This window comes from Bacillus sp. SH7-1, from assembly GCF_008042405.1.
GTDB classification, from domain to species: domain Bacteria; phylum Bacillota; class Bacilli; order Bacillales; family Bacillaceae_G; genus Bacillus_A; species Bacillus_A thuringiensis_N.
In genome coordinates, this window is sequence record NZ_QNUD01000017.1 from 1 (window position 1) to 24166 (window position 24166).

Here is a 24166-nt window from a genome sequence, read left to right on the forward strand (position 1 = left end):
GCGCCCGTGTTACCTCGAGGTCCAGTAGGCCCAGTAGGACCGGTAGGACCTCTGCCGAACGAAGCCGAATTAACTAGAGTAGTTTGTAACTCTGCAATTAATTTAAGGAGTTCTTGGAGTGTACAATGATCGATTCGGAATAACTTTGTGATGTAAAGTAAATAATTAATTAAAATTTGGAGTTCGACAAATACAGCACTTGCTATGAAGGTTGGGTTTCTTAATATAGTTATTAAGTTTTTTATAATAGCTAATCCTTGCGCTTTCAGGGAGGAAGTAGCGTCTAATGAACAAATAAATTTACTTAGTAGGTTCAATGTATCAATTAGATCTTCAATATTTTCGGGAGATGGATTTGCAAAAAGTTTTGGGATTATTTTTGTTAAATCGATAATGATTGCGCGAAATGTTCTAAGTTGTGCCTTAGTAATTGGGATTGATGGGGTATTTGGAATTCGCCCAGCGCTACTTGGAAAGCATGGTTTGGAGAATTTGTTTTGACTGTCGTCATAACGAGACATTAAATCTCTCCTTTCTAATGAGAATGTGAATGAAACTCATCATAGTAGATGCAAAAATTAGTTAAATGGTCATAGTAAAATCGTTTGTTTGAAGAAAAAATAGAAAAAACGCCTTATGTTTGAAGAAAAAATAGAAAAAACGCCTTATCATAAGGCGTTTTTTCTATTTTCTGCGTATTGATAATATCGTTTTAGTGAAATTTTTGATTTGAACCCAACTAGTTTTATAATTTCTGACTCCGGAGTTTCTTTTTGTATTAAGTTTAAAATATAGGTGTTACGAAAGTGTTGTCCTGAGATTCCTTTGCGTAAATTAGCTCTAGATACTTCAAGGCGAATCATTTTTTGGATAGCGATTTCTGTTAATCCCTTTGGTGCATCATTTTCGTATACCCATCTGTATGTTCCGCGATTAAAATCAAATGCGATAAATAATGAATCATTACTATGGTATTTTGGACGAACGGGTTCAGGGATACTTTTGTAATAAGCATATAGTTGTTTTTTGTCTTCGTTGGTTAATGTAATTGTTCTTTCTAACCCTGCGGTTGCTGGGATAGATAATGTGTTAGTTTCAAAGTGGACGTGATGCATAGTTAATGCTGTAAGTTCTTGTAAGGATAATCCATAGTCAATTAATAAGTTTAAAATAGCGATATTACGATCCATCAATAAAGGGCGCACAGGACGTTGTTTTTCTGAAAGTCCTTCCAATGAAGTGACTATATGTTTTAATCTTTTTTCTTCATCAGATGAAATGAAATCTTCATTGCGAAGTGTGCGATCTGGTTGAATAGAAATTTCCATGTCCTTTAATGGGTTAGGGATGTTTAGAAAGTGATGCATTCTATTTAATACAATAAATACACGGTGCATCGTTTTCTCTGAGTAATGTCGATTCTTTTTTAAGTCGGAAAAGTAATCTTCGTAGTCTTTTGTACAAAGTGTAGCCCATATATTACTGGAAGGGAGCTTTTTGTTTTTTTCTAACCAATGTCCAAAATCTTCAATGTCATAAACGTAACGTTTAATGGTTGAAGGTTTTCGGCCTTTATTCAATAAAAAAATAGAAAAGGCTTGTATTGTATCATGGAATTCCGTTGTCTCCATAGTCCCACCACCTTCATTATTTCTTATATTATAGCAAACTTTTCTGAAAATAGTCATTTACAAGGGAGGTAGGAATAATAATATTTGGTGAGTGGATAAAATGAGGTGATAGTATGGAACAATCGATGCGAAAGAAAAATAATAATCAAATTAACATTGTGTTAAATCATCGAAAGAAAATTTCTTTACCGGCCGCAGAAAATAAAACAGTAATTTCAAATGAAACTACTACGAAACATGAGATGCTGCAAAGAATTGAAGAAGAGATGGGGAAGCTCGTTGGGATGGATGATATAAAAAAGATAATAAAAGAAATATATGCTTGGATTTATGTAAATAAAAAAAGACAAGAAATAGGGTTGAAGTCTGAGAAGCAAGTACTCCATATGTTGTTTAAAGGGAATCCGGGTACAGGGAAGACAACTGTTGCTAGAATGATAGGGAAATTATTGTTTGAGATGAATATTCTATCAAAAGGGCACTTAGTTGAAGCTGAACGTGCGGATCTGGTAGGAGAGTACATCGGTCATACAGCTCAAAAAACAAGGGATTTAATAAAAAAAGCAATGGGAGGTATTTTGTTTATTGATGAGGCGTATTCATTAGCCCGAGGGGGAGAAAAAGATTTTGGGAAAGAGGCAATTGATACGCTCGTAAAACATATGGAAGATAAACAACACGGTTTTGTATTGATTTTAGCTGGATATTCAAGAGAGATGAATCACTTTCTTTCATTGAATCCAGGACTACAATCCCGTTTTCCGTTTATAATTGAATTTGCGGATTACTCAGTAAATCAGCTGTTAGAAATTGGAAAGAGGATGTATGAAGAGCGTGAATACCAGTTATCGAAAGAGGCTGAATGGAAATTTAGAGATCATTTACATGCTGTAAAGTACTCGTCGCAAATTACATCGTTTAGTAATGGACGATATGTACGGAATATAGTTGAGAAATCGATTCGTTCACAGGCTATGCGGTTGTTACAAGAGGATACGTATGATAAATATGATTTAATTGGGATATCAAGTAGCGATTTGATGCTTGAAGAGGAGACGCACAGTACGTAAACTGTGCGTCTGTTTTTTCTGTATAAGTGCTTTTACTATTTTTTTGCGTTTTCTTGATAAGATTTATGGAATCGTTCCATTTTAGCGCTTTTTTCGTGTGCAGAATTAGGGTCGTGTTTAATTTGACCTACTGAGCTTTTTTGAGCACCTTTATTCACATGGTTTGTCATTTGTATTCACCTCGCTTTGAGAATTAGTATAAACATTATGTAAGGAAAAACTCGTTAGAAAAGAAAAACCTCTTTACAATCTGTAAAGAGGTTGGATTGCTATTTGTGCATTGAACGTTCGTTTGTGTCGATGCGTCTATGCGGTAAATGCCATTTGTAATGAATAGAAACCATGCGGAAGCAAACAATTAAAATGAATAAGGTGTATAGAGCCCAATCGCTAACAATAATTTGAGCGCCGATTAAGAAACCTGCTAAAATCGTCCAAAAAGCATATACATCAGCTCGAAGAACGAGAGGTTTTCTGCGGGCTAAAAGATCGCGGATGATACCGCCGCCAATGCCAGTTAAAACAGCTGCTACGATTGTGGCGCTAATTGGTAAATTTAATTTCTGAGCATATAGTGCTCCTTGTACGGCAAATGCTGATAAGCCGATAGCATCAGTGATATTTTCCCACTTTTTCCAGTGTCTAATTAATTTATTTGGAAAAAGAAAAATAATTGTCATTGATAAAAGTGCGATTTGGAATAACATGTCTTGTTGCCAAAACGCGACAATCGGATAACCGATTAATAAATTACGAAGGGCACCTCCCCCAAATGCGGTTGCCATTCCTAAAATATACACCCCGAAAATATCATAATCCTCTTCCATTGCAACAATGGCTCCGCTTAGAGCGAAAGCAATTGTGCCTATGATGCTAAAAATCTCCCATGCCATGAATTTTCTCCCCCGCTAACTAGATGAAATGTGCTTCCTCTGCTATTATATTAGAAGGTTTAAATTTCGAAAAGGATGAGTGAACATATTTGATGGAAGAAAAAGAAAAAGTCATATTAGTGGGCTGTCAATTGCCGCAAGATGATGATGAAAAATTTATGCATTCCATGAAAGAACTTGCATCACTAGCGAAGACTGCGCGAGCAGAATTGTTAGTGTCTACAACGCAAAAACGACCGAAATTTCATCCGGCGACTTATATAGGCAAAGGTAAATTAGAAGAGCTTACAATGTTAACTGAAGAATTAGCACCGGATGTTATCGTATTTAATAACGAATTAACGCCGAGTCAAATTCGGAATTTATCCTCAGTATTAGATGCGAGGGTAATTGATCGAACGCAACTCATATTAGATATTTTTGCGCAACGTGCGAAGTCGAGGGAAGGTAAGCTTCAAGTAGAATTAGCTCAGTTGCAATATACAATACCACGTCTTATGGGACAAGGATTGTCTTTATCACGTCTTGGTGGTGGTATTGGAACGAGAGGGCCGGGTGAGACGAAACTTGAGACGGATCGTCGTCATATTCGATCGCGCATTGATGAAATAAAGAAGCAACTTGCAGTTGTTGTGGAACATCGAAAAAGATATCGTGAAAGAAGAAAAGATAATAAAGTATTCCAAGTTTCATTAATAGGATATACGAATGCGGGAAAATCTACACTGTTTAATAGATTAACGGAAGCTGATACGTTTGAAGAAAACTTGTTGTTTGCAACGCTAGACCCGACGACAAGGAAGATGCCGTTACCTTCTGGTTATACAGTATTACTAACTGATACAGTTGGTTTTATACAAGATTTACCTACGTCATTAATTGCTGCTTTTCGTTCGACATTAGAAGAAGCTGGTGAAGCAGACGTTATATTACATGTAGTTGATTCTGCAGATTCGAATTATGTAGGGCATGAGAAAACAGTGAAACAATTATTGTCAGAACTTGCAATTAATCATATTCCTATTATTACGTTATATAATAAAAAAGATGAATTACATCAAAACTTTATTCCGTTTCCGAAAAGTGATTTCTTAATGACTAGTGCTTTTGAAGAAAAAGATCTATTACATATAAAAGAAGCAATAGAAAAGAAAATGAAGGAAGAAATGAATCGTTATCAAGTGGAAATTCCTCCGAGTGAAGGTAAGTTGTTAACGCTACTAAAGACGGAGACGCTATTAACAAAGATGGAGTTTTTGGAAGATAAATTTGTATATGATTGCACAGGGTATATTTTTGCTCATTCATCACTTAATGTGCAATTAAAGAGATTTTTAGTGGAAGAAGGAGAAAATAAAAATGTTTGATCGTTTGAAAAATGGAGAAAAAATTGCTCCAATCGTAAAAGAAGTAGAGAGCCAAATTACAGAAGTACATAAACGTGCGGATGAAGTGATTGAAAGTAATCAGTTTCGTGTATTAGAAAGTTTTCGTAAACATAAAATTAGTGATTCGCATTTTATTCCGACGACGGGTTACGGTTATGATGACATTGGTCGTGATACGTTAGAAAAAGTGTATGCGGATGTATTTGAAGCTGAAGCTGGTCTTGTTCGTCCGCAAATTATTTCAGGTACTCACGCTATTTCTACAGCTTTATTCGGTATTTTACGTCCGGGAGATGAGTTATTGTACATCACTGGCAAGCCGTATGATACGTTAGAAGAAATCGTTGGTGTACGCGGAAAAGGTGTAGGTTCATTTAAAGAATATAATATTGGTTATAATGCAGTTCCGCTTACTGAAGAGGGGCTTGTTGATTTTGGAGCTGTTGCAGCTGCAATTCATAGTAATACGAAAATGATTGGTATTCAGCGCTCAAAAGGTTATGCAACTCGTCCGTCGTTTACTATTTCTCAAATTAAAGAGATGATAGCGTTTGTAAAAGAAATTAAACCGGATGTTGTTGTGTTTGTAGATAACTGTTATGGCGAGTTTATTGAAGAGCAAGAGCCATGTCATGTTGGTGCAGATTTAATGGCAGGTTCGCTTATTAAAAACCCAGGTGGTGGAATTGTTAAAACTGGTGGTTATATTGTTGGTAAAGAACAGTATGTTGAAGCGTGTGCATATCGTTTGACATCTCCAGGAATCGGTGCGGAAGCAGGTGCATCTTTATACAGTCTGCAAGAAATGTATCAAGGTTTCTTCTTAGCGCCGCATGTAGCGGGACAAGCGCTAAAAGGTGCGATTTTTACAGCTGCATTTTTAGAGAAGTTAGGAATGAATACATCACCAGCATGGAATGCACCAAGAACAGATTTAATTCAGTCTGTTCAATTTGATGATAAAGATCGTATGATTGCGTTTTGCCAAGCGATTCAATATGCATCTCCAATTAATTCTCACTTCACTCCATATGCGAACTATATGCCGGGTTATGAAGATGATGTCATTATGGCTGCGGGAACGTTTATTCAAGGTGCGAGTATTGAATTGTCGGCTGATGGTCCGATTCGTCCGCCTTACGTCGCTTACGTGCAAGGTGGGTTAACTTATTCACATGTGAAGATTGCGATTTGTACTGCAATTGATGCATTAATTGAAAAGGAATTATTAACAATTTCTTAAAGGGAAGCTGTCGATTTCGACAGCTTTTTTCGCGTGAAAGTAATGATTTGTTTCATTAGAAAAAAGAATGAAAAAATTTATAAAAAATCATGTAAGAAAAGCTAACATCTATTGACACTAAACATAACATAGTATAGAATGAGAAGCAGTTAAGGCGAAGGAGGAACTGAAACAATGAAAGAAGATAGACGTTCTGCTCCGCTGTTTCCTATTGGTATTGTTATGGATTTAACACAATTATCTGCACGTCAAATTCGCTACTATGAAGAACATAATCTTGTTTCTCCAACCCGTACAAAGGGGAATCGTAGATTATTTTCATTTAACGATGTAGATAAGTTGTTAGAGATTAAAGATTTATTAGATCAAGGCTTGAATATGGCTGGTATTAAACAAGTGTTACTAATGAAAGAAAATCAAACAGAAGCAGTGAAAGTAAAAGAAGAAACGAAAGAAATTTCAAAAACTGAGCTTCGCAAAATACTTCGAGACGAACTACAACATACAGGTAGATTTAATCGAACTTCATTGCGACAAGGTGACATTTCAAGGTTTTTTCACTAAAGAGAACTGATTCTGAAGGTGTTTAGAGGGACTAAGGAGGAATTTATAATGGCTAGGTACACAAAAGAAGATATTTTCCGTTTGGCGGAAGAAGAGAATGTAAAGTATGTCCGTTTACAATTTACAGACCTTTTAGGAGTAATTAAAAACGTAGAGATTCCAGTGAGACAATTAACGAAAGCTCTTGATAACAAAATGATGTTTGATGGATCTTCGATTGAAGGTTTCGTACGTATTGAAGAATCTGATATGTATTTATATCCTGATTTAGACACTTGGGTAATTTTCCCTTGGACAGCTGAAAAAGGGAAAGTAGCTCGACTAATCTGTGATATTTACAATGCGGATGGCACTCCATTTGATGGAGACCCACGTAACAATTTAAAACGTGTGTTAAAAGAAATGGAAGCTTTAGGATTCTCAGATTTCAATCTTGGACCAGAGCCAGAATTCTTCCTATTTAAAGTAGATGAAAAAGGAAATCCAACATTAGAATTAAACGATAACGGTGGATACTTCGACCTTGCGCCGATGGATCTAGGGGAAAACTGTCGTCGTGATATCGTTCTTGAACTAGAAGAGATGGGCTTTGAAATTGAAGCGTCTCACCATGAAGTTGCACCAGGTCAACACGAAATTGATTTTAAATATGCAAGTGCAATTCGCTCATGTGATGACATTCAAACATTCAAACTTGTTGTAAAAACAATTGCTCGTAAACACGGTTTACACGCAACATTTATGCCAAAACCATTATACGGTGTGAACGGTTCAGGTATGCACTGTAACTTATCGCTATTCAAAAATGGTGAGAACGTATTCTTCGATAAAAACGGTGACTTACAATTAAGTGATGATGCTCGTCACTTCATCGCAGGTATTTTAAAACATGCACCAGCATTTACAGCGGTAGCAAACCCAACTGTAAATTCTTACAAGCGTTTAGTACCTGGATACGAAGCTCCTTGTTACGTAGCATGGTCTGCACAAAACCGTAGCCCATTAGTACGTATTCCTGCATCTCGTGGTATTAGTACACGCGTAGAAGTACGTAGTGTTGACCCAGCTGCAAACCCATATTTAGTAATGGCTACATTATTAGCAGCAGGTCTTGACGGAATTAAAAACAAATTAACTCCACCAGCTGCAGTAGACCGTAACATCTATGTAATGACAAAAGAAGAGCGTGAAGAAGCAGGTATCGTTGACTTACCAGCAACATTAGCGCAAGCGTTAGTTACATTACAATCTAATGAAGTAGTATGTGGTGCACTAGGTGAGCATTTACTTGAGCACTTCATCGAAGCGAAAGAGATTGAGTGGGATATCTTTAGAACACAAGTTCACCAATGGGAACGCGATCAATATATGTCTCTTTACTAAGAGACTTAAACCCTTGACACATAACGTGTTGAGGGTTTTTTTATGTGGGCAAAATAATTATAATTTGAGCACTTAAAATTGCTGCCCACAAAATGCCCACAAATATCTTGAAAATTACTCTAAGATATTTCGCATATGTTCCTCAAATTTGGCCATTGCTTCTTGATCTAGCTTCTTACTAATGTGGGAATATACATCGGCAGTAATTTGCATACTGCCATGTCCAAGACGTTCTTGTAAATACTTCATGCTTGCCCCAGCTTCAAGCTGTAATACAGCATGTGTATGACGTAATGAATGAATAGGTAATGATGGTAAATCTGCTTTCTTTAAAATCCTAGAGAAAGAATTAAAAAGACTGGACTTAGGTAAATAATTTCCATCGTTTCTACAGAAAACTAAATTAAATTCAAAGTAGTAGCAATCATTTAATGCGATTTTATTTTGGTTTTGATATTTCTTATGAAAGTGTAAATCACTTGAGAGTCCTTCACTAATAGTGATAGTTCGTTTTGAATTATAGTTTTTTGTATCTCCAAACATTAGCTCAGGATTTTTAGAAGCTAATCTGAAATCCAATGATTTATTAATAGTAATTGTCTTTTCTTTTAAGTCAATATCAGTCCATTGGAGTGCTGCAGCTTCACCTTTTCGCATCCCTGTTTCAATAAGAGCTTTATAAAAAATCCAATAAATATAATCATATTTATAAGCTTCCCTTAAAAAGTCAGCAATTCGATCCGATTCAATAAATTTCACTTCAGACTCTTTTGCTTTAACTTTTATTTCTACTCCTATACAAGGGTTTTTAGTTATCTTCTCTAGAATTATAGCTTTCTCCATTGCGTTATTCATAGTCCCATGGACAATTTCGATGGTACGTCTACTGTAGCCGTTATCGACTAAAGAATTAATAAACTTTTGGTATAGTACTGGTTTGAAATCTTTTAAAAGAATGTTTTTAAAATAAGGGATAATGTGTTTTTCTATATTGTTCTGATGAGAGAGAAGCGTATTTATTGCCACTGTCCCTTTTTTATATTCGTTTAGCCATGTAATGAGGTACTCTTTCATGGATTCGCCAGTTGGATTAGTGCCTTCACGTAACTGTCGTTCCATTTCTTCAGCCGCTAATTTTGCTTCCGCTTTGCTTGAAAATCCTTTTTTGGATTTCTCTTTGAATTTTTGAGTAATTAAATCTTTATATCGTATTCGATATTCCCAAGAATCTTTATTCGATCCTTTTTTTCGATATTTATGGAAACTAGCCATTTAAGAACTCCTTTCTGCTTGTTTAAAAAGAGTAGACCGTCGCCTACTCTTTGTTGTTAAATTACTAGCGCTAGAAATTTAAAGATCTCTTGTAAAACGTATTGCTTTTCCAATTATTCGTGCGGGAGTAGTAGCTGTAATGATTAAAGGTTCATATGAAGTGTTGTCAGGCATTAATATGATGACATCACCTTGCTTCTTTACCCTTTTTAAAGTTGCTTCGGTATCTCCGTTAACTTGAACTGCGGCTATTTCTCCATTTTCTACATCATCTTGTTTTCTAATTAAAACAAAAGATCCATTAGGTATAGTAGGTTCCATTGAATTACCTTTAGCTTCTAGGTAATATACTTCACCTCGTGGTAAAATATCAGGCATTTCATAACGATATCCTTCATAGTTCTCTTCAGCGCATATAGGTAATCCACAAGCTATTTTTCCTAAAATAGGTACTTTTACTGGATGAATAGGAGCCTCATATATATTTGAAGGTTTATCTTCAGTTAAGTCAGATCGATTGATTTTAAAATAATCAGCTAACAGTTGTATTTTATCTGGTCTTGGATATGTTTTTGCTTTGAACCAGTTAGAAACGGTTGTTTCTGGTAAATCTAAGTCTTTGGCTAAATCTGATTGGAAAACACCTTTTTTATTAGCATGTTCCTTTAAGTTATTTGCCATAATATCTTTCATTCGTTGTTGAGCGTTCATTGGTATCACCTCGCTTTCTAATTATATATTACCGTTTTTCGGTAGTTGTGTAAAGAGGATAAATACTTTTAAAAGGTATTTTTTATACTTTTCGGTATTGACTATACCGTTTAAAGGTAGTATATTGAATGTAGAAATTAACGAAAGGAGGTAATGATATGATTCAGATAACATTAAAAGCCGCTAGAGTTAATGCTGAATTAAGACAAGAAGAAGCAGCGAAATTACTTGATGTAACTGGGAAAACCCTACGTAATTACGAACAAGGAATTACAGCGATTCCGGGTCATGTTTTAAAGAAAGCATCTATAGTATATAAAATGCCCTCAGATAATATTCGATTACCTATTATTAATGATGGAAAGTATGATGATGAATTTTTTTTAAACTAAACTACCGTTTAAAGGTAGTTGATGACGAAGAGGAATCCTCAATTTTTTTGAAAAGAAAATGTCGAATTTTCTTAGCGTGAAAGAAGGTGAGAACATGCTTAACATTCAATTAGATAACCAAATTATTGAACAACGTTTTTTGGAAGAGTTAAAAAAGCGGCTGGATCAAATTGAAAGAAGAAAGACCTTGTGGGATATGAAAGAGCTCTGTAAACAAACAAGTATGAGTGAAAATACCATAAAGGAGAGGTTCTTTTATGATGAACGTTTTTCAAAATACAAAATAGGTGGGAAATGGTACTTCCCAGCGGTTGAAACGGAACATTTTTTACTGATGTGGATAAAGGAACAATCAATACATTAAAAAATAAGTACTTATTTTTTTGTCTTAAAAATGTCGAACTTTGTCATTTTATAAAGAACAATTAATTCTTTGTAAAGAACATATAAAAGGAGTGAAGAAAAATGAACGGAGTATTATCCGTAACAAGAATTATGAAAGGGCATGAAGTAAGAAGAAGATGTGCTGAAGCGAAGAACAGTCCTACATTGTTACTAGCTATGGAATTAGAAGCGAAGCGCAGAATATATGAAATGAACCGTGAGGTTATAGATCGAAGGGAGGTGAGTTAATTGAAGGAAGTAACATTGGTTTTTAAATCAGGTGCAAAGGTTAGTTTTACGGCAGCGCAATTTAAAACATTTAACAATAGTTTTGGTGCATTATCAAAAATCGAATGGGAAGGTATTACTGGAAAAGTACCGCTTCACATTGGTATGAGCAATATTGATGCGATATTTGTGGAAGACATTGCTGAAGAGGAATCGATTAAGGAACCTGATCATCCAATTGAAGATGTTTATGGTTGTGAAATTCAGCAAGATGATAAGTATTTTATGTTTGGCCAGGATGTCGTACTTAAAGAAAATTTAGTGGATTACTTAATTGAGCAACAAAATGTTGAATGCTTTAAAGCGGTATAAAAGAAAAACCACCTGCGCCAACAGGTGATTTAGAAAAACAAAATTCACAGTCATTATAGCATGAATTGATTTCATGTAAAGGGGGCAGATCAATGAGTATTAAAGAAGTTGCTAAAGCTGTACAAGTTATTCGAGAAGCACAAAATGAACATGGAATTATTAGGATTGATGGAAAGGAAGTACATCTAAAAAATGAAGTATTGGAATCATTGTTAGATGAATCTCAGATTAAGCCGTTAATACTAAAACGTGAATCCAAGTATTACCCTTATGAAGTTTCCTTTATTAATGACCATGTAACCTATTATTCTCTTTACACTCAAGAAAGAATGGAAGAGGAAATTGGAGGGATACCAAATGGTCGAAAATTCAATGGTAATAGGGAACCGTCAGGACTCCTCATTCAATAACGTGATGGATCATTGTCGAAGTTGCGATAAAGAAATCTATTTTGGTGAAGAGTACCGAGATATTGATGGTGATTACATACACGATGAAATAGATTGCATCAAACAATATGTAGAGTCTCATTCCATAAAGAAAGTGGCAGGTGAGTAATTTGAATGCTGCTATTGAAGAATTAGAAAAGTCATTAAGTGTGGAACAAGGTAATTTAAACGATTGTAAACGCAAATTAGAGCGTGTAATAGAAAGAAAGCCAATCCTTGAACAAAACATTAAGGACATTGAAGGCAAAATTAAGGACTTTGAAGCTTCAATATTTGTTTTAAAGAAAATGGCGGAGGGGTAAATATTATGTTTCCTGCAAGACTTAGAGAGATAAGAAAAAAGAAAGACCTTACTCAACAGGAATTAGCAGAAAAGATTAATAAAGATAGATGTACAATTTCGAATTATGAAATTGGAGATTCTAGACCCACCATTTATGTTTTAAGTGATTTAGCAACCGCCTTAGGTGTATCAACAGATTATTTATTAGGAAGAGTAGAGGGGTGGAGTGATTAAATGTTCCAAGTAACAGAAGCAAAACGTGAAAAGATGAAAGCAGTAATTGGATTTATCGGTTGTAGTGGTTCTGGTAAAACAGGTAGTTCGTTACTTGTAGCTTTTGGGATGATGCAAGAAGCATATCCTAACTTATCAGAAGAAGAATTGTGGAAGAAGATTGGTGTTATCGATACAGAGCATGAACGCTCAAAACTTCATGTAGGTCTTGTGTATGGGGAAACGAAAATAGGGAACTTCCTTCATATTAATTTCACTCCACCATACACAACTGAAAGATATAACGAAGCAGTGCGAGTTATGAAGAATGCTGGTGCTGAGGTACTTATCATCGATTCCTTGTCACATAACTGGCAAGGCGAAGGTGGCATTATAGAAACTCATGGTGAAATGTCTGGTAACTCATTTCAAAACTGGGGCAAGCTTTCATCTGAAACTACTAAATTAATAAAAACGTTAACTCAGAACAATGTTCATATTTTAGCAACTTTACGAACTAAAACTGAGTATGTAGTAGAACCAGATGCAAAAGGGAAAATGGCTCCACGTAAAGTTGGTACTAAGCCGGTACAAAAGGATGAAATGGAATATGAATTCATGCTAAATTTTGTAATCGATATTGATCATATAGCGGATACTTCAAAGGATAATACGCAAATGTTCGAAGGACATCCACAGAAGATTACTGCTGAAGTAGGTCGCAAATTGTACAAATGGCTTGAGTTAGGTGTTGATGTAAAAAGTGAGGAAGAAAAAGAAAGAAATAATCTTATTGCACAAATTAAAGAGATTGCTAGTACGAGTGAAGATGCAACTAAGATGCTCTCTGAAATTGAATTTAAAACTAATCAAAAACTTGAAGATTTCAATATGAAATTCTTAAGCGTTGCTTTAGAGAGATTGCAGCCCTTTAGTAAATCTGGAGAAAAAGAATGACACAAGAGCAACTTATTGAAATTCAAAAAAAGTTAGCGGGTCAATTTATGCAAAAAGTTGATGTTTATCACTATGAAAAATACAGAGGGATTTTAGTTGTAGGTCATGGAGAAGCACTCCATCCGCACAACATCCTTGCTGTAATACCATATTAAAAAATTGGAGGAATAAATAATGTTTAAAGTAGATCATAGTCAAGCAACAGAATTTGAGGTAATTAAGCCAGGTGAATATGAAGTAACGGTTGTTAATTATGAATTAAAGCAAGCAGAGTCAGGTAATAACCGAGTAATCGTTGATTATGAGATTCGTAGCGATGTGGACCAACCATTCCAAGGTCAAAAGATTCTATTTGATAATTTCACTGTTACAGATAAAGCAATGTGGCGATTCCAAGCAGCATCAAAAGCGGCACAATTCCCGGATGGAATGCAATTTAGTAGCTACAAAGAATGGGCTGATACTTTCTTAAATAAACCATTACGTTTAGTAGTAGGTGAGCGTGAATATAACGGTAAAAAATATCCAGAGGTAAAAGGATTTAAAGTTTCTGAAGTAGCAGCGCCGAGTACTGGATTCACTGTTTCAGATGAGGATATTCCATTCTAAAAATTAATTAACAAGATTCAAATAGGAGGGAGCTACTAACGGCTCCCTTTTCCAAAGGGAGAAAATCAAATGAGATATAAATTTAATCAAATACCGGCAGAGCTTAAAAACACTCCTCATTGGATCTTATGGCGGTCAGAAGTAAGAAGCGGTAAGAAAACAAAAGTTCCTTATCAAATCAATGGGGAAATGGCTCAATCAAATAATAAACGGAGCTGGTCAACGTTTCCGACAATCATAAAATTCTATGAACAAGGAGATTATGACGGGATTGGATTCATGTTTTCAAAGGATGATCCATTCATTGGAATTGATATTGACCATTGTATCCAAGAAGGTGCTCTTACAAGTTTAGCTGAGGATGTTATTGAAACTGTAAATAGTTACACGGAATATTCACCAAGTGGTGATGGCATCCACATTATTGCAAAAGGTAAGCTGCCATTAAAAGGACCAGGTACAGGACGAAAAAATGTTGATATCGGATTGGAAGTATATAGGCATGGAAGGTACTTCACCTTCACCGGTGATTGCTTAGATCAAGTTCCCGTGGAAGATAGAACAGATGAATTAAAAGTTTTATTTGAGAAGTATTTGAAAGAAAAGCCAAAGCCTCAAAAGAAACAAAGCACCACTTCATTCGAACGTGAAGATATTACTAGTTTATCGAATGCGGAATTATGGGAGCGAATGTTTGACAGTAAAAGCGGTGCATCCATTAAAGATTTATTCCAGGGCATGTTGATTAACGGTGATCATTCTTCAACTGATATGGCCCTATGTAATCATTTAGCGTTTTGGACAGATAAAGATGCTGCAAAGATGGATTCAATGTTTAGAGAATCTTCCTTACTTCGTGAGAAGTGGGATAAACCACATTCAAGTGATGGTCGTACATATGGGCAAATGACAATTGATACAGCAATTCTTTCAACTCCTTCCACAATAGCTGATTATGAACCGCCTGAAGAGAAAAAGTATGAGGTTTATATTTCTGATAACTCAATTGAAGATACTGAGGAAATTATCGATGAAGCACCAAAGTTTCATTTAACTGAGTTAGGGAATGCGGAGCGTATTGCATATTATCATGGCGAGAATGTCCGATATTGTAATGAGCTGGAATGGCTCATATGGAACGGTAAGCATTGGCATGAGGATAGTAAAAGACAGATTGAAGCTATCACAGCTAAAACACTAAGAGCCATATATGGAGAAGCAAAGGCTACAGAAGATAAATATCAATCAAAGTTGCTGCATGATTGGGCAAAGAAATGTGAAAGACGGTCCATTCGGATAAACAGCATATTGGATGTACGACCGATGGTATCTGTAAAAAAGAAAGAATTAGATGCTCATAACTTTTTATTTAACTGTGATAACGGAGTTATTGATTTAAAGACCGGTGAATTATTAACGCATGACCGTGACTTGCTATTAACAAAGATTTCTCCAATCAAGTATGACAGAAATGCTAAGTGTCCAAACTGGAAAACCTTCTTAGAAAGTATTTTTAAAACACATACCGGTGAAGCGGATCATGAACTAATTAACTACCTGCAAAAAGCAATCGGTTATTCATTAACCGGTGTAACAAAAGAGCAAGTAATGTTTTTCTTATTCGGTAATGGACGAAATGGTAAATCTACTTTTATCAATATCATTCAAGATTTACTTGGTGATTATGGTAGGCAAACGAACAGTGATACTTTCTTGAAAAAGAGAAATGACTCAGGAATCAATAACGATGTGGCCCGACTTGATGGAGCGCGTTTTGTATCAGCCGTTGAGAGTGAAGAGGGACAACAATTATCTGAAGCCCTGGTTAAACAAATCACCGGTGGTGAGAAAATGTCAGCGCGTTTCTTACGTCAGGAATACTTTGAGTTCACACCAGAGTTTAAAGTGTTTTTCACTACCAACCATAAGCCAATCGTTAAAGGATCTGATGAAGGTATCTGGAGAAGGATTATGCTTATTCCATTTACCGTAACGATACCGAAAGACAAGATTGATTATGATCTACCAGATAAATTAGCAAAAGAAATGCCAGGCGTTTTGCGTTGGGCAGTGGAAGGCTGCATGAAGTGGCAGGCCGAAGGGTTGCGTGCTCCTGAAGCCGTGAAGGCAGCAACAGCCGAATATCGTGAAGATATGGATATATTGGCGCCTTTCATTGATGAAAATTGTACGGTACATCCTACAGAGAGAATTGAAGCAAAGCTACTATATGAAAATTATACAAAGTGGTGTTATCAAAATAATGAATTGGATTTAAAGAACCGTGCCTTTTATCGCCAATTAGAAATTCGAGGATTTAAAAAAGAAAAAGGTGCAAAAAACAAAACTTTCATTATTGGCATGACATTAAATAATCATGCTAGCGCGAGTTTATTTACAACAGACGGTAAAAAAGAAGAAAGCAAAATAACTCCTATAAATAGGAAAAAGATTTGATGTTGGGTTACTAAAGGGTTACTGAACTTATTTTTTAATAACCCATACAAATGTTGTTATATCAATAGTTTATAGCTTATGGGTTATTAAGGTTACTGAGTTTCCTATAACAGCCTATAAGAAAATAAATAAATAAAAAATAATATATATATAGGGCTTTAATAGAAAAACGAGTAACTTTAGTAACCCTGATAACCCAAATGAGACTTGAACCCTTGATACGACTGGTTTTGTAGTGGGTTACTGAATGGGAAACTTAGTAACCCTTGATAACCCTTTTAGAAAAAGAGGTGTAATATGCATCCAAAACAGATATGTGCTGATGTTCAATCGATGGGAGCGAAGCTCGTTCTTGATGGCGATGACTTATATATTGAGAACCATGAAAAGATTGCTCCAGAAGTTGAATCAGTTATTAAAGAATATAAGCTACGGATTATTAAATATTTACAAGGTAATTATTCGGACCAAGATCATGCGGTAAAACAAACGATAGATAAAATTATTAATTTTTTTATCGGTGTTGAGCAGGACATGAATCCAAAAATAAATGATTGGTTTAATCATGATGAAGCCGCTGTGAGGTTGGTCATGGAATTAACCTTAAACTTTTCACTTAATGGTTGGTTATATGTAAAAGAATCTGTGGCTAACTATGAAAATAAATTAACGGACGAGCTTTCACAAGAAATATTCAATTGTGCAATGTTGCACTTTAGGAAGGTGAAATAAATGCCAGTAATTCATTATCGATATTCAGATATTGAACTAAAAGAGATCTTGGATACATTAGAAATTATGGTGGATACAAGGGAACAGAAAAACCAACATGTACTTGATTATTTTCGTAAAAAAAATGTTCCATTCAGACTTAGAAAAATTGATACGGCCGATTATTCAGCTGTAATTCCTAAGAATCCTGAAATGGGCATTACAAGAGATATTTATTTAAGTGCTGGGGTAGAACGAAAAAATGGTGTAGATGAATTGGTTCAATCAATTAAAGACCGTACAAGATTTGAAAATGAATTAATTCGTGCTGCTAAGCATCCATTTGTTCTACTTGTGGAAGATCTACAAGGCTATCACAAAATATTAAAAGGCGAATACCGAAGCCAATACAAACCTGAAGCGTTACTTGGTAGCTTAAAAACATTTGAAGTGAGATATGGATTCTCAACAGTATTTATTGAGCCAGCTACAACCGGTAATTACATATATCATCATTTCTTATATATGGCTCGTGAGTATCTAAAAAAAGGCGTCATTTGATGAAAATTAAACAAATAAAGGAGAAATAAACCATGACAAAGGTAAATTTGAACGTATTATTCAAGAAAATGCAAAAGGATGATAAAAAGGAAGTTTTACAGTTTCACGTATTAAGTGATGAACTTCCACATGCTGATGAATTATTGAAAATGCCAGGTACTATTGTTCATCTAACTGTGGAGAAAAGTGAAGTTGAACCAATTGGTGCGGAGTTCGTAAATATTCAACGTGATAGCAAGAAAACAGCAATTAAATTAAATGTAAAACGTGATGCGAAAGGTGTAGTAAATCAACTTTATCCTTTCGCTGGGGGAAATGTTGATATCATTCTTGAGCCTTCTCAAATGTCGATTGATGAGTTCTATGAAGAACCGCATGAAGGGATGGAATACAACGTTAAACAGGATGGAACAACAGAAGTTGCTCCTGGTCAATTAAAGATTGTTGATAAAGAAACGATTGCTGAATAAATTTTTGTTCTGGGCTTCGGCTCAGGATACGAAAGGATGAGAGGCATATGTATCACTGTGAAAAATGCTTAGAATGTTTTGAAGATGAAGAAGAATATCTAATTCATTTACCAGAATGCGAATATTAATCGAAAAACGTTATTAAATTTCATTTTGCCGAAAAAACGGCTTATCAGATTGAGAAAAAACTAAGTTGTTTTTCTTTCTTAATATATTTGATCGTGTAGATGGTAAAACGTATTAGAGACGAAAATAAACGTGTTTTATGAGATTTGTTGTTTTTAAATAGAAAGTAGGTGAATCATCATTTGTTTGACTGGCTGAAAGACTATCAGAATTTAGAAGAAGATATTGAGTACTTAGTTTACAACTTAGACAAAACAAAAGCTGAACTAAAACGCTGGATCAGTGGTGATTTGCGAGAAGTACGTTTAACTGCTGAATCGGAAGGTGCGAAGGTAGAAGAACGTATTGAAGCGATTGAATATGAATTGGCACATAAAATGAATGCAATGCATGACTTATTGGAGCTAATTAGTAAGTTCAAAGGATTAGAAAATAAAGTGTTAAAAATGAAGTATGTGGATGGCATGACATTAGAAGAGATAGCTGAGGATATGAATTACAGTTCTAGTTATATCTATAAGAAACATGCTGAAATAATAAAGAGATTAAAGTTCGCTGAAGAACTTGCACTTTACTGACACCCAGTTTTATGAATGTTAACTCTTGAAAATATGGTTTATAGTAATAACATAAGAAATTGACGAAAGGGCAACTGGTGCACGGTTGCCCTTTTTGTCGATAAATGACGAATGATTTATAAAGGTGAACTTACCATTTTGTCGAATTTATTATAGTTGTGCATAAAAAGGAGGCAAAATAATGTTCGAAGAATTAAACGTTGTATTTTCAGATGTAATAAGACTAGCTCGTGATCATAGGGTTTATTATGATCAATATGGAATGAAAAGTATGAGCACGACTCCTGATGGATTCAGAAAAAGAGAAGAGTTTAGAAACTCACCAGAAGGAAAAGAATTATCAAGAAGAGAAAAAGAATTAGATGCATATTTAGATGGTTTAGATTTCGAAGTAGTAAAAACCCTTCAAGTTATTATGTACCTTGGAAGGGATAGAGACCATGATAAAGAGGATATACCACAAGAGATTTATCGTAAACAGAGAGCTGCTTTTGATTTTCAAGGGTGGAACACAAAAAGTATTGAAATTAATCAAATGACTGAGAAACTACCATTAGACGAATACCTACAAGATGGATTGAGAATTTTAGGTTTACGTTAATAAATTCAAAAAAGAAGCATTCCTTCGGGGGTGCTTTTTGCATTGTAAAGAATTGTAATGGAATGTTAATATTTTTATAATTTAATTTAAAGATATTTGTAACATCTCTTATTGTATGATGAAAAACAGGAGGTGATTGCATGAGTGTAGTTGTATTTTTTATCGTGCTAACTACGGCAATAACGGTTGCTGAGTTTACAAAACCAACGATTGATGCTTTTTTTAATCGTATAGGTTGAGTTAAATATATGGTACTGAAGGGAGAGCTTTTGCTCTTCTTCCAGTTACTGATATAGTACGTATAGTCATAAAACAGATTTTGCAGTGATTGGAAGAAAAACAAGAGTGTTAGATAGGACAACTGGTAAATAGAGAAGGGTATTAAAAAATCTGTAGGGAATTCCCTCATTTTGTAGGGAAATGGTAAGATTGTAGGAGAGGAGTGATAATATGGAAAATCAGTCAATACAGGAATTGTTTAAATGTTTTGGAGAAAGGGATCAATACATACAAGCTCTTAAAGAGTTTGAAAAAGAACTTGAGAATAGTAGTGATCGAGGATTAGTTTTGGTTAGTGGGTCTATAATAGATGAATTATTAGGCGAACTATTAAAAGCTTTTCTTATTAACTCTAAAAGTGTTGAAAAGGATTTATTTAGAGTTAATGGAGTATTAGCAACTTTTGATGCGAAAATACAAATGTCCTATTATTTAGGATTAATATCAATAAACGAAAAATCCAATATTACTTATTTACAAAGGGTTAGAAATAAATTTGCGCACCAGTTTATTGATATTACATTTGAAAATGATGCTATTTCTAATGTATGTAGGAGTTTTGATATTCCTAAGAATTGTTATATGCCAAATGAGATACCACGTCCAAACAAAGAAACTGGTGAATTACCAAAAGTAGATTTAAATCCTATAAAAAGAGAGACATCTGCTAAAGATAGATTTATATTCACTTTTAAATATTTATACCTCAATTTGATTGCTAGAATTTTCTTTACTAAATTGGAGCGTAGAGAAGAATATAAAAAACTTATAACGGCGGATGAAGCGATTTTATTACAAGCACAAGCATTTGTAGATGCATTGAAAGTAAATGAAGACTTCACTGGTGAATTGCAAGATAGATTAGATACAATGAAGATAGAACAGAAAGATGCTGGCACTAAGGATCAAGATATTCAAAAGGAAATTCAGGAACTTGAACTTGTTATTGCAGAACATACAAAAGACATTGAGCGATTTGAGCAATTCTCTAATTTAATATTAGGAGAATTAAATTATGGACATAGTGTCTTGAAGAACTCTATGAAAAAGTAAACAGTCCCTTATTTAAAGCATCCATGATCGAGTGCTTTTTATTTTACAAAGAAAAAATCCTTGGATGGGGCTATATGATTTTCTTCATACCACATTGACGGCATTCTCTTAAGAAGATGAAATCTTTAATGGAACTTTTGAATGCGGTATTGCCACAATTATCACAGCGACCACTAATTTTATCAGGGTGCTCTTTGTATGTGTATGTTTTGCTTAAATCGTATTCTTGCTTAGGTTCTTTATTTTCCATTAGTTTCACTTACATATCGATCCGAATTAATATAGCTTAACTATAGTAACACGAAGCGTCCACATAGTGGATGCTTTTATTTTGGAATAAAAAGGAGAGTAAACTTAAATGATTACTGAAATTAGAAAAACAATATCAGGTACAGAGTATTGGGACTCAAAAGAAAAGAGAAGTTTGTTTGTACCAACTGGTGAAGAACCAGGATTCGAAGTGACTGTTAATCCCGAGAGTATGATTATGGGTGTGGACTTAGCAAACGGTAAGGATATGACAGTGGTTAGTGAAGTACCAGTGCTAAGCAACATGACAGTAAAAGAATTACGTGAGTATGCTGATGAGTTAGGTATTGAGATTCCAGCTGATGTTAAAAAGAAAGAAGACATCATTAAGTTACTGTCATGAAATACTGTGACTTCAATGGCTGCCGTAACAAGATAAGCAAGGGACGTTATTGCGAGGAACATAAGCGTAACAAACCAAGGAAGAGGAAAGATAAGAAGAACATCTATCATCACGAGAACAAACCATTCTATCGTACTGATACATGGAAGTATGTCAGGTCAAAAGTATACGAAAGAGAGAATGGCTGCTGTCAACGATGTGGAGGGTTCGTCTTTGGTAGGCGTGCTCATGTTCATCACATAATACCAATCAAAGAAGATGAAACACTTAAATTAGAGGAGAATAACCTCAGATTACTTTGTCCAGTTTGTCATACTATTGAAGAAAATGAAGACAAACCGAAAAAAGTTTTTCCGAGTTATTTTGGAAGCCCCCCTGTCAAAAATTAAAATTTGTCCTCTGGGGAGGATAGGTAGCGTAGGGGGCATTTCTATCGTTAGACAACATTTTTAAAAAATAAAGGGGGGTGTGAAATGTCTACGAAAAAAGAGCGTCAAAAAATTGTTGCCGATAAAACAGAAGCTGAGAAAAATCGGATATTAAAAATTATGCGTGATGCAGATATTTACACCCTTACTTTAGATCCATTAATTGAATCCTATTTAGATATATTTGAAGTTTATATGACGATGTTTATCGAGTGGAAAGAAAAAGGGTTTCCGGCAACGCAGCAACATACAAATAAAGCTGGTGCTACAAACAATTCAAAGCATCCATTAGCACAGCAAGTAGAAACTTGGTCTGATAAGAAAACCAAAGCATTAGATTTATTGGGACTTACAAATAGAGCTAAAGCAGGTAGACAAATCACTGGTGGCTCTTCTGTAAGAAAAGATGAAGAGTTGCAGAAACCAAAAGCTACAGTAAGTCCATTAGACAAACATCGTTCGAAATGGCGGAATGCTACATGATTGAACGTGGCGTTAATTATGCAGATATTTATGCAAAACAAGTAAGAAAGAACCCTAAAAAATATCCCGATACTATCAAAGCAATGGTAGATCGTTATTATAAATGGAAAAAGCGTAAAGATATTTGGTTCGATGTGGACCGTGCAAATGAAATGATGGATTGGGTTGAAACGTTTGTCCGTCATACGAAAGGTGATTTAGCTGGCCAACCTTTTATCCTGGAAGATTGGGAGAAATTTGCTTACTCCTGGATCTATGGATGGGTTCATGAAAATGAAAAAGGACAAATTGTCCGAGTTACTCGTGAAGCTTATATTCAGGTTCCTAAGAAGAATGGTAAAACTTTAATTGGTGTTGGGGCTCTTGGATATGCGATGTACGGTGAAGGAGTACTTAGTGCCGATTGTTATTGTTGTGCGAGTGATTTTAACCAGGCTCAATATGCAGCAAAGCCATTTGCAGCAACAATTATGAACCATGATGTATTAATGGAGTGCTCACATATTTATAAAGGGCCAAAAGGTACCATCTCGAGTGTGACATATGATTATATTCGTGATGATTTAGCTTATCAGAACCAATTTATTGTAATGAGTAAAAACATTCAATCCATTGAGGGTTCCAATCCACACTTCATTTTAAATGATGAGCTTCATGCTCAAGAAAATATGGATCAATATGATAACTTTAAATCAGCGCAGGTTTCTCGTGCTGAGCCGATTATGTTTAATATATCAACGGCTGGTAAAGGTTCTTCATCGGTTGGTATGCGAGTATATCGTGAGGCGAAAGAAGTATTGAAACGTGATGATAATGATTCAAGTTTCGTCATGATATACGAACCTAACAAGAATTATGATTGGACCGACCGTAATGTTTGGGCAATGGTTAACCCAAATATCGGTGTGTCTGTAACGATGAGTGCACTTGAAACAGAATTCATCTCAGCATCACGTTCAGCACATAAAAAAGCCGAGTTTCTTTCTAAACATTTGAATGTATTTGTAAATGGAGCTGAGAATTTCTTTGAGCAAGGGCAAGTTGAACATGTTCTTGTGGAAGACTTAGGTGATTTAACAGGTGAAACTTGCTATATCGGTTTAGATTTATCGAAAACAACCGATTTAACATGTGTGAGCCTGAATTTTCCTAACTCTGGTTATACCGAAGATGGAAAGTCTATTATAAAAGTTAAACAAATGTATTTTGTACCTAATGAAGATATCGAACATCGTGAAAAAGAAGATAATGTTCCATATACCGATATGGTTGAACGTGGTTTTGTTACTTTTTGTGATGGTAAAATGATAAACCAAGACCAGGTTATGGATTATATTGTGGAATGCCTAAATTTGTATGATGTACAACAAATAAACTATGATCCAGCTATGTCTCAAAAGTTAATTGAAAAACTTGAGAATTTTGGTCTTGAATGCATTTCTGTAGGTCAGTACCCTAACGTTATGAATGCGATGATGGATGATTCAGAAATACTTATTTATGAAAAGCGCATAATGACCGATAATCCTTTATTTGTTTATTGCGCTCTTAATGTTGTTGTTGTAACAAATATCAATGGAATGAAAGCCCCAAGTAAGCGACAGTCCAAAAAGAAGATTGATGGATTTGTTGCTTTTTTATGTGCTCATAAAGAAACTATGATGGTTATGGATAGCATAACTGAAGAAGGCATGGATGAATTGATTGGTGATATTTATAGATGAA

General features: G+C 35.0%; 33 protein-coding genes. 26 read left to right on the forward strand and 7 right to left on the reverse strand.

What is annotated here, in order from left to right; all coding sequences use genetic code 11:
* Together DN390_RS15860 and DN390_RS15865 are read right to left on the reverse strand one after the other, a co-directional pair.
* A partial coding sequence (locus tag DN390_RS15860; RefSeq protein WP_147807759.1) for a collagen-like repeat preface domain-containing protein occupies nt 1–521 on the reverse strand: 521 nt, incomplete at its 3' end.
* Nucleotides 522–668: 147 nt separating this feature from the next.
* Nucleotides 669–1631, reverse strand: a complete 963-nt coding sequence (locus DN390_RS15865) for a tyrosine-type recombinase/integrase (RefSeq protein WP_147807760.1) — start codon at nt 1629–1631, stop codon at nt 669–671.
* Nucleotides 1632–1744: 113 nt separating this feature from the next.
* Here DN390_RS15865 and spoVK point away from each other — a divergent pair, with 113 nt between their 5' ends.
* Nucleotides 1745–2701, forward strand: a complete 957-nt coding sequence (spoVK, locus tag DN390_RS15870) for a stage V sporulation protein K (RefSeq protein ID WP_097949158.1) — start codon at nt 1745–1747, stop codon at nt 2699–2701.
* A 35-nt stretch (nt 2702–2736) separates the two neighbouring features.
* On the opposite strand, the gene DN390_RS31170 is transcribed toward spoVK, so the two are convergent.
* On the reverse strand, nt 2737–2871 hold the full coding sequence (locus DN390_RS31170; RefSeq protein WP_255443996.1) for a hypothetical protein: 135 nt from the start codon (nt 2869–2871) through the stop codon (nt 2737–2739).
* Between the two features lie 99 nt (nt 2872–2970).
* A complete protein-coding gene (locus DN390_RS15875) occupies nt 2971–3594 on the reverse strand; it encodes a trimeric intracellular cation channel family protein (RefSeq protein WP_000312265.1) in 624 nt (207 codons plus the stop codon).
* Between the two features lie 92 nt (nt 3595–3686).
* On the opposite strand from DN390_RS15875, the gene hflX reads away from it, so the two are divergent.
* The 4 genes from hflX to glnA all read left to right on the forward strand — a co-directional run bounded on the left by hflX (nt 3687) and on the right by glnA (nt 8172).
* A complete protein-coding gene (gene hflX, locus DN390_RS15880; protein ID WP_147807761.1) occupies nt 3687–4961 on the forward strand; it encodes a GTPase HflX in 1275 nt (424 codons plus the stop codon).
* A complete protein-coding gene (locus DN390_RS15885; protein ID WP_147807762.1) occupies nt 4954–6225 on the forward strand; it encodes a methionine gamma-lyase family protein in 1272 nt (423 codons plus the stop codon). Before hflX ends, DN390_RS15885 begins: the two co-directional genes overlap by 8 nt.
* 174 nt (nt 6226–6399) lie before the next feature.
* Nucleotides 6400–6789: a transcriptional repressor GlnR gene (gene glnR, locus DN390_RS15890; protein WP_000656783.1), complete on the forward strand. Its 390-nt coding sequence runs from the start codon at nt 6400–6402 to the stop codon at nt 6787–6789.
* A 48-nt stretch (nt 6790–6837) separates the two neighbouring features.
* Nucleotides 6838–8172 (forward strand): type I glutamate--ammonia ligase, encoded by a 1335-nt coding sequence (gene glnA / locus DN390_RS15895; RefSeq protein WP_147807763.1) that lies wholly within the window; start codon nt 6838–6840, stop codon nt 8170–8172.
* 114 nt (nt 8173–8286) lie between these two features.
* Here glnA and DN390_RS15900 read toward each other — a convergent pair whose 3' ends face one another.
* Both DN390_RS15900 and DN390_RS15905 read right to left on the reverse strand, forming a co-directional pair.
* Complete coding sequence (locus tag DN390_RS15900) at nt 8287–9444, reverse strand: tyrosine-type recombinase/integrase (RefSeq protein WP_147807764.1); 1158 nt, start codon at nt 9442–9444, stop codon at nt 8287–8289.
* Nucleotides 9445–9522: 78 nt separating this feature from the next.
* Complete coding sequence (locus DN390_RS15905) at nt 9523–10155, reverse strand: LexA family protein (protein ID WP_147807765.1); 633 nt, start codon at nt 10153–10155, stop codon at nt 9523–9525.
* A 158-nt stretch (nt 10156–10313) separates the two neighbouring features.
* Here DN390_RS15905 and DN390_RS15910 point away from each other — a divergent pair, with 158 nt between their 5' ends.
* From DN390_RS15910 to DN390_RS15985, 17 genes are all read left to right on the forward strand, one after another.
* Nucleotides 10314–10547, forward strand: a complete 234-nt coding sequence (locus DN390_RS15910; RefSeq protein WP_147807766.1) for a helix-turn-helix domain-containing protein — start codon at nt 10314–10316, stop codon at nt 10545–10547.
* A 94-nt stretch (nt 10548–10641) separates the two neighbouring features.
* The gene (locus DN390_RS15915) at nt 10642–10911 is read left to right on the forward strand and encodes a hypothetical protein (protein WP_147807767.1); all 270 of its coding nucleotides are present in this window, start codon (nt 10642–10644) and stop codon (nt 10909–10911) included.
* A gap of 101 nt (nt 10912–11012) precedes the next feature.
* Nucleotides 11013–11180, forward strand: a complete 168-nt coding sequence (locus tag DN390_RS30655) for a hypothetical protein (protein ID WP_179955754.1) — start codon at nt 11013–11015, stop codon at nt 11178–11180.
* Complete coding sequence (locus tag DN390_RS15920; RefSeq protein ID WP_147807768.1) at nt 11181–11531, forward strand: YqaI family protein; 351 nt, start codon at nt 11181–11183, stop codon at nt 11529–11531.
* 92 nt (nt 11532–11623) lie between these two features.
* Nucleotides 11624–11941 carry a hypothetical protein gene (locus DN390_RS15925; protein ID WP_147807769.1) on the forward strand — a complete coding sequence of 106 codons (318 nt, stop codon included), beginning with the start codon at nt 11624–11626 and terminating at the stop codon, nt 11939–11941.
* Nucleotides 11942–12090: 149 nt separating this feature from the next.
* Nucleotides 12091–12282, forward strand: a complete 192-nt coding sequence (locus DN390_RS15935; RefSeq protein WP_147807771.1) for a hypothetical protein — start codon at nt 12091–12093, stop codon at nt 12280–12282.
* Nucleotides 12283–12287: 5 nt separating this feature from the next.
* Nucleotides 12288–12497, forward strand: a complete 210-nt coding sequence (locus DN390_RS15940) for a helix-turn-helix domain-containing protein (protein ID WP_147807772.1) — start codon at nt 12288–12290, stop codon at nt 12495–12497.
* Entirely contained in the window at nt 12498–13433 is a 936-nt protein-coding gene (locus DN390_RS15945) for a DEAD/DEAH box helicase family protein (RefSeq protein ID WP_147807773.1), read from the forward strand.
* Nucleotides 13430–13588: a hypothetical protein gene (locus tag DN390_RS30660; RefSeq protein WP_179955755.1), complete on the forward strand. Its 159-nt coding sequence runs from the start codon at nt 13430–13432 to the stop codon at nt 13586–13588. Before DN390_RS15945 ends, DN390_RS30660 begins: the two co-directional genes overlap by 4 nt.
* A 19-nt stretch (nt 13589–13607) precedes the next feature.
* A complete protein-coding gene (locus DN390_RS15950; RefSeq protein WP_147807774.1) occupies nt 13608–14042 on the forward strand; it encodes a DUF669 domain-containing protein in 435 nt (144 codons plus the stop codon).
* Nucleotides 14043–14111: 69 nt separating this feature from the next.
* The gene (locus DN390_RS15955) at nt 14112–16499 is read left to right on the forward strand and encodes a phage/plasmid primase, P4 family (protein ID WP_147807775.1); all 2388 of its coding nucleotides are present in this window, start codon (nt 14112–14114) and stop codon (nt 16497–16499) included.
* Nucleotides 16500–16796: 297 nt separating this feature from the next.
* Nucleotides 16797–17231, forward strand: coding sequence for a hypothetical protein (locus DN390_RS15960; protein ID WP_147807776.1), 435 nt, complete (start codon nt 16797–16799; stop codon nt 17229–17231).
* Complete coding sequence (locus tag DN390_RS15965) at nt 17232–17771, forward strand: ERCC4 domain-containing protein (protein WP_147807777.1); 540 nt, start codon at nt 17232–17234, stop codon at nt 17769–17771.
* Between the two features lie 32 nt (nt 17772–17803).
* Nucleotides 17804–18241: a hypothetical protein gene (locus tag DN390_RS15970; RefSeq protein ID WP_147807778.1), complete on the forward strand. Its 438-nt coding sequence runs from the start codon at nt 17804–17806 to the stop codon at nt 18239–18241.
* A gap of 308 nt (nt 18242–18549) precedes the next feature.
* On the forward strand, nt 18550–18945 hold the full coding sequence (locus DN390_RS15975) for a sigma factor-like helix-turn-helix DNA-binding protein (RefSeq protein ID WP_147807779.1): 396 nt from the start codon (nt 18550–18552) through the stop codon (nt 18943–18945).
* Between the two features lie 181 nt (nt 18946–19126).
* Nucleotides 19127–19546, forward strand: a complete 420-nt coding sequence (locus DN390_RS15980) for a DUF3775 domain-containing protein (RefSeq protein ID WP_147807780.1) — start codon at nt 19127–19129, stop codon at nt 19544–19546.
* A 450-nt stretch (nt 19547–19996) separates the two neighbouring features.
* Nucleotides 19997–20878 (forward strand): MltR family transcriptional regulator, encoded by an 882-nt coding sequence (locus tag DN390_RS15985; RefSeq protein ID WP_147807781.1) that lies wholly within the window; start codon nt 19997–19999, stop codon nt 20876–20878.
* Nucleotides 20879–20948: 70 nt separating this feature from the next.
* On the opposite strand, the gene DN390_RS31180 is transcribed toward DN390_RS15985, so the two are convergent.
* Nucleotides 20949–21128 carry a DUF8096 family protein gene (locus DN390_RS31180; RefSeq protein ID WP_147807782.1) on the reverse strand — a complete coding sequence of 60 codons (180 nt, stop codon included), beginning with the start codon at nt 21126–21128 and terminating at the stop codon, nt 20949–20951.
* A 108-nt stretch (nt 21129–21236) separates the two neighbouring features.
* Here DN390_RS31180 and DN390_RS15995 point away from each other — a divergent pair, with 108 nt between their 5' ends.
* The 4 genes from DN390_RS15995 to DN390_RS16010 all read left to right on the forward strand — a co-directional run bounded on the left by DN390_RS15995 (nt 21237) and on the right by DN390_RS16010 (nt 24165).
* A complete protein-coding gene (locus DN390_RS15995) occupies nt 21237–21530 on the forward strand; it encodes a Rho termination factor N-terminal domain-containing protein (RefSeq protein ID WP_147807783.1) in 294 nt (97 codons plus the stop codon).
* Complete coding sequence (locus tag DN390_RS16000) at nt 21527–21919, forward strand: HNH endonuclease (protein WP_147807784.1); 393 nt, start codon at nt 21527–21529, stop codon at nt 21917–21919. Before DN390_RS15995 ends, DN390_RS16000 begins: the two co-directional genes overlap by 4 nt.
* An 84-nt stretch (nt 21920–22003) precedes the next feature.
* Nucleotides 22004–22441, forward strand: a complete 438-nt coding sequence (locus tag DN390_RS16005) for a P27 family phage terminase small subunit (protein ID WP_147807785.1) — start codon at nt 22004–22006, stop codon at nt 22439–22441.
* Entirely contained in the window at nt 22438–24165 is a 1728-nt protein-coding gene (locus tag DN390_RS16010) for a terminase large subunit (protein ID WP_147807786.1), read from the forward strand. The genes DN390_RS16005 and DN390_RS16010 overlap by 4 nt, the downstream gene beginning before the upstream one ends.
* The last annotated feature ends 1 nt before the right edge of the window (nt 24166 follow it).

What these genes read in the sequence shown, in the direction of transcription:
- DN390_RS15865 (WP_147807760.1), bottom strand. Translation starts at nt 1,631, where the DNA reads ATGGAGACAACGGAATTCCATGATACAATACAAGCCTTTTCTATTTTT.
- spoVK (WP_097949158.1), top strand. Translation starts at nt 1,745, where the DNA reads ATGGAACAATCGATGCGAAAGAAAAATAATAATCAAATTAACATTGTG.
- DN390_RS31170 (WP_255443996.1), bottom strand. Translation starts at nt 2,871, where the DNA reads ATGACAAACCATGTGAATAAAGGTGCTCAAAAAAGCTCAGTAGGTCAA.
- DN390_RS15875 (WP_000312265.1), bottom strand. Translation starts at nt 3,594, where the DNA reads ATGGCATGGGAGATTTTTAGCATCATAGGCACAATTGCTTTCGCTCTA.
- hflX (WP_147807761.1), top strand. Translation starts at nt 3,687, where the DNA reads ATGGAAGAAAAAGAAAAAGTCATATTAGTGGGCTGTCAATTGCCGCAA.
- DN390_RS15885 (WP_147807762.1), top strand. Translation starts at nt 4,954, where the DNA reads ATGTTTGATCGTTTGAAAAATGGAGAAAAAATTGCTCCAATCGTAAAA.
- glnR (WP_000656783.1), top strand. Translation starts at nt 6,400, where the DNA reads ATGAAAGAAGATAGACGTTCTGCTCCGCTGTTTCCTATTGGTATTGTT.
- glnA (WP_147807763.1), top strand. Translation starts at nt 6,838, where the DNA reads ATGGCTAGGTACACAAAAGAAGATATTTTCCGTTTGGCGGAAGAAGAG.
- DN390_RS15900 (WP_147807764.1), bottom strand. Translation starts at nt 9,444, where the DNA reads ATGGCTAGTTTCCATAAATATCGAAAAAAAGGATCGAATAAAGATTCT.
- DN390_RS15905 (WP_147807765.1), bottom strand. Translation starts at nt 10,155, where the DNA reads ATGAACGCTCAACAACGAATGAAAGATATTATGGCAAATAACTTAAAG.
- DN390_RS15910 (WP_147807766.1), top strand. Translation starts at nt 10,314, where the DNA reads ATGATTCAGATAACATTAAAAGCCGCTAGAGTTAATGCTGAATTAAGA.
- DN390_RS15915 (WP_147807767.1), top strand. Translation starts at nt 10,642, where the DNA reads ATGCTTAACATTCAATTAGATAACCAAATTATTGAACAACGTTTTTTG.
- DN390_RS30655 (WP_179955754.1), top strand. Translation starts at nt 11,013, where the DNA reads ATGAACGGAGTATTATCCGTAACAAGAATTATGAAAGGGCATGAAGTA.
- DN390_RS15925 (WP_147807769.1), top strand. Translation starts at nt 11,624, where the DNA reads ATGAGTATTAAAGAAGTTGCTAAAGCTGTACAAGTTATTCGAGAAGCA.
- DN390_RS15940 (WP_147807772.1), top strand. Translation starts at nt 12,288, where the DNA reads ATGTTTCCTGCAAGACTTAGAGAGATAAGAAAAAAGAAAGACCTTACT.
- DN390_RS15945 (WP_147807773.1), top strand. Translation starts at nt 12,498, where the DNA reads ATGTTCCAAGTAACAGAAGCAAAACGTGAAAAGATGAAAGCAGTAATT.
- DN390_RS30660 (WP_179955755.1), top strand. Translation starts at nt 13,430, where the DNA reads ATGACACAAGAGCAACTTATTGAAATTCAAAAAAAGTTAGCGGGTCAA.
- DN390_RS15950 (WP_147807774.1), top strand. Translation starts at nt 13,608, where the DNA reads ATGTTTAAAGTAGATCATAGTCAAGCAACAGAATTTGAGGTAATTAAG.
- DN390_RS15955 (WP_147807775.1), top strand. Translation starts at nt 14,112, where the DNA reads ATGAGATATAAATTTAATCAAATACCGGCAGAGCTTAAAAACACTCCT.
- DN390_RS15960 (WP_147807776.1), top strand. Translation starts at nt 16,797, where the DNA reads ATGCATCCAAAACAGATATGTGCTGATGTTCAATCGATGGGAGCGAAG.
- DN390_RS15965 (WP_147807777.1), top strand. Translation starts at nt 17,232, where the DNA reads ATGCCAGTAATTCATTATCGATATTCAGATATTGAACTAAAAGAGATC.
- DN390_RS15970 (WP_147807778.1), top strand. Translation starts at nt 17,804, where the DNA reads ATGACAAAGGTAAATTTGAACGTATTATTCAAGAAAATGCAAAAGGAT.
- DN390_RS15980 (WP_147807780.1), top strand. Translation starts at nt 19,127, where the DNA reads ATGTTCGAAGAATTAAACGTTGTATTTTCAGATGTAATAAGACTAGCT.
- DN390_RS15985 (WP_147807781.1), top strand. Translation starts at nt 19,997, where the DNA reads ATGGAAAATCAGTCAATACAGGAATTGTTTAAATGTTTTGGAGAAAGG.
- DN390_RS31180 (WP_147807782.1), bottom strand. Translation starts at nt 21,128, where the DNA reads ATGGAAAATAAAGAACCTAAGCAAGAATACGATTTAAGCAAAACATAC.
- DN390_RS15995 (WP_147807783.1), top strand. Translation starts at nt 21,237, where the DNA reads ATGATTACTGAAATTAGAAAAACAATATCAGGTACAGAGTATTGGGAC.
- DN390_RS16000 (WP_147807784.1), top strand. Translation starts at nt 21,527, where the DNA reads ATGAAATACTGTGACTTCAATGGCTGCCGTAACAAGATAAGCAAGGGA.
- DN390_RS16005 (WP_147807785.1), top strand. Translation starts at nt 22,004, where the DNA reads ATGTCTACGAAAAAAGAGCGTCAAAAAATTGTTGCCGATAAAACAGAA.
- DN390_RS16010 (WP_147807786.1), top strand. Translation starts at nt 22,438, where the DNA reads ATGATTGAACGTGGCGTTAATTATGCAGATATTTATGCAAAACAAGTA.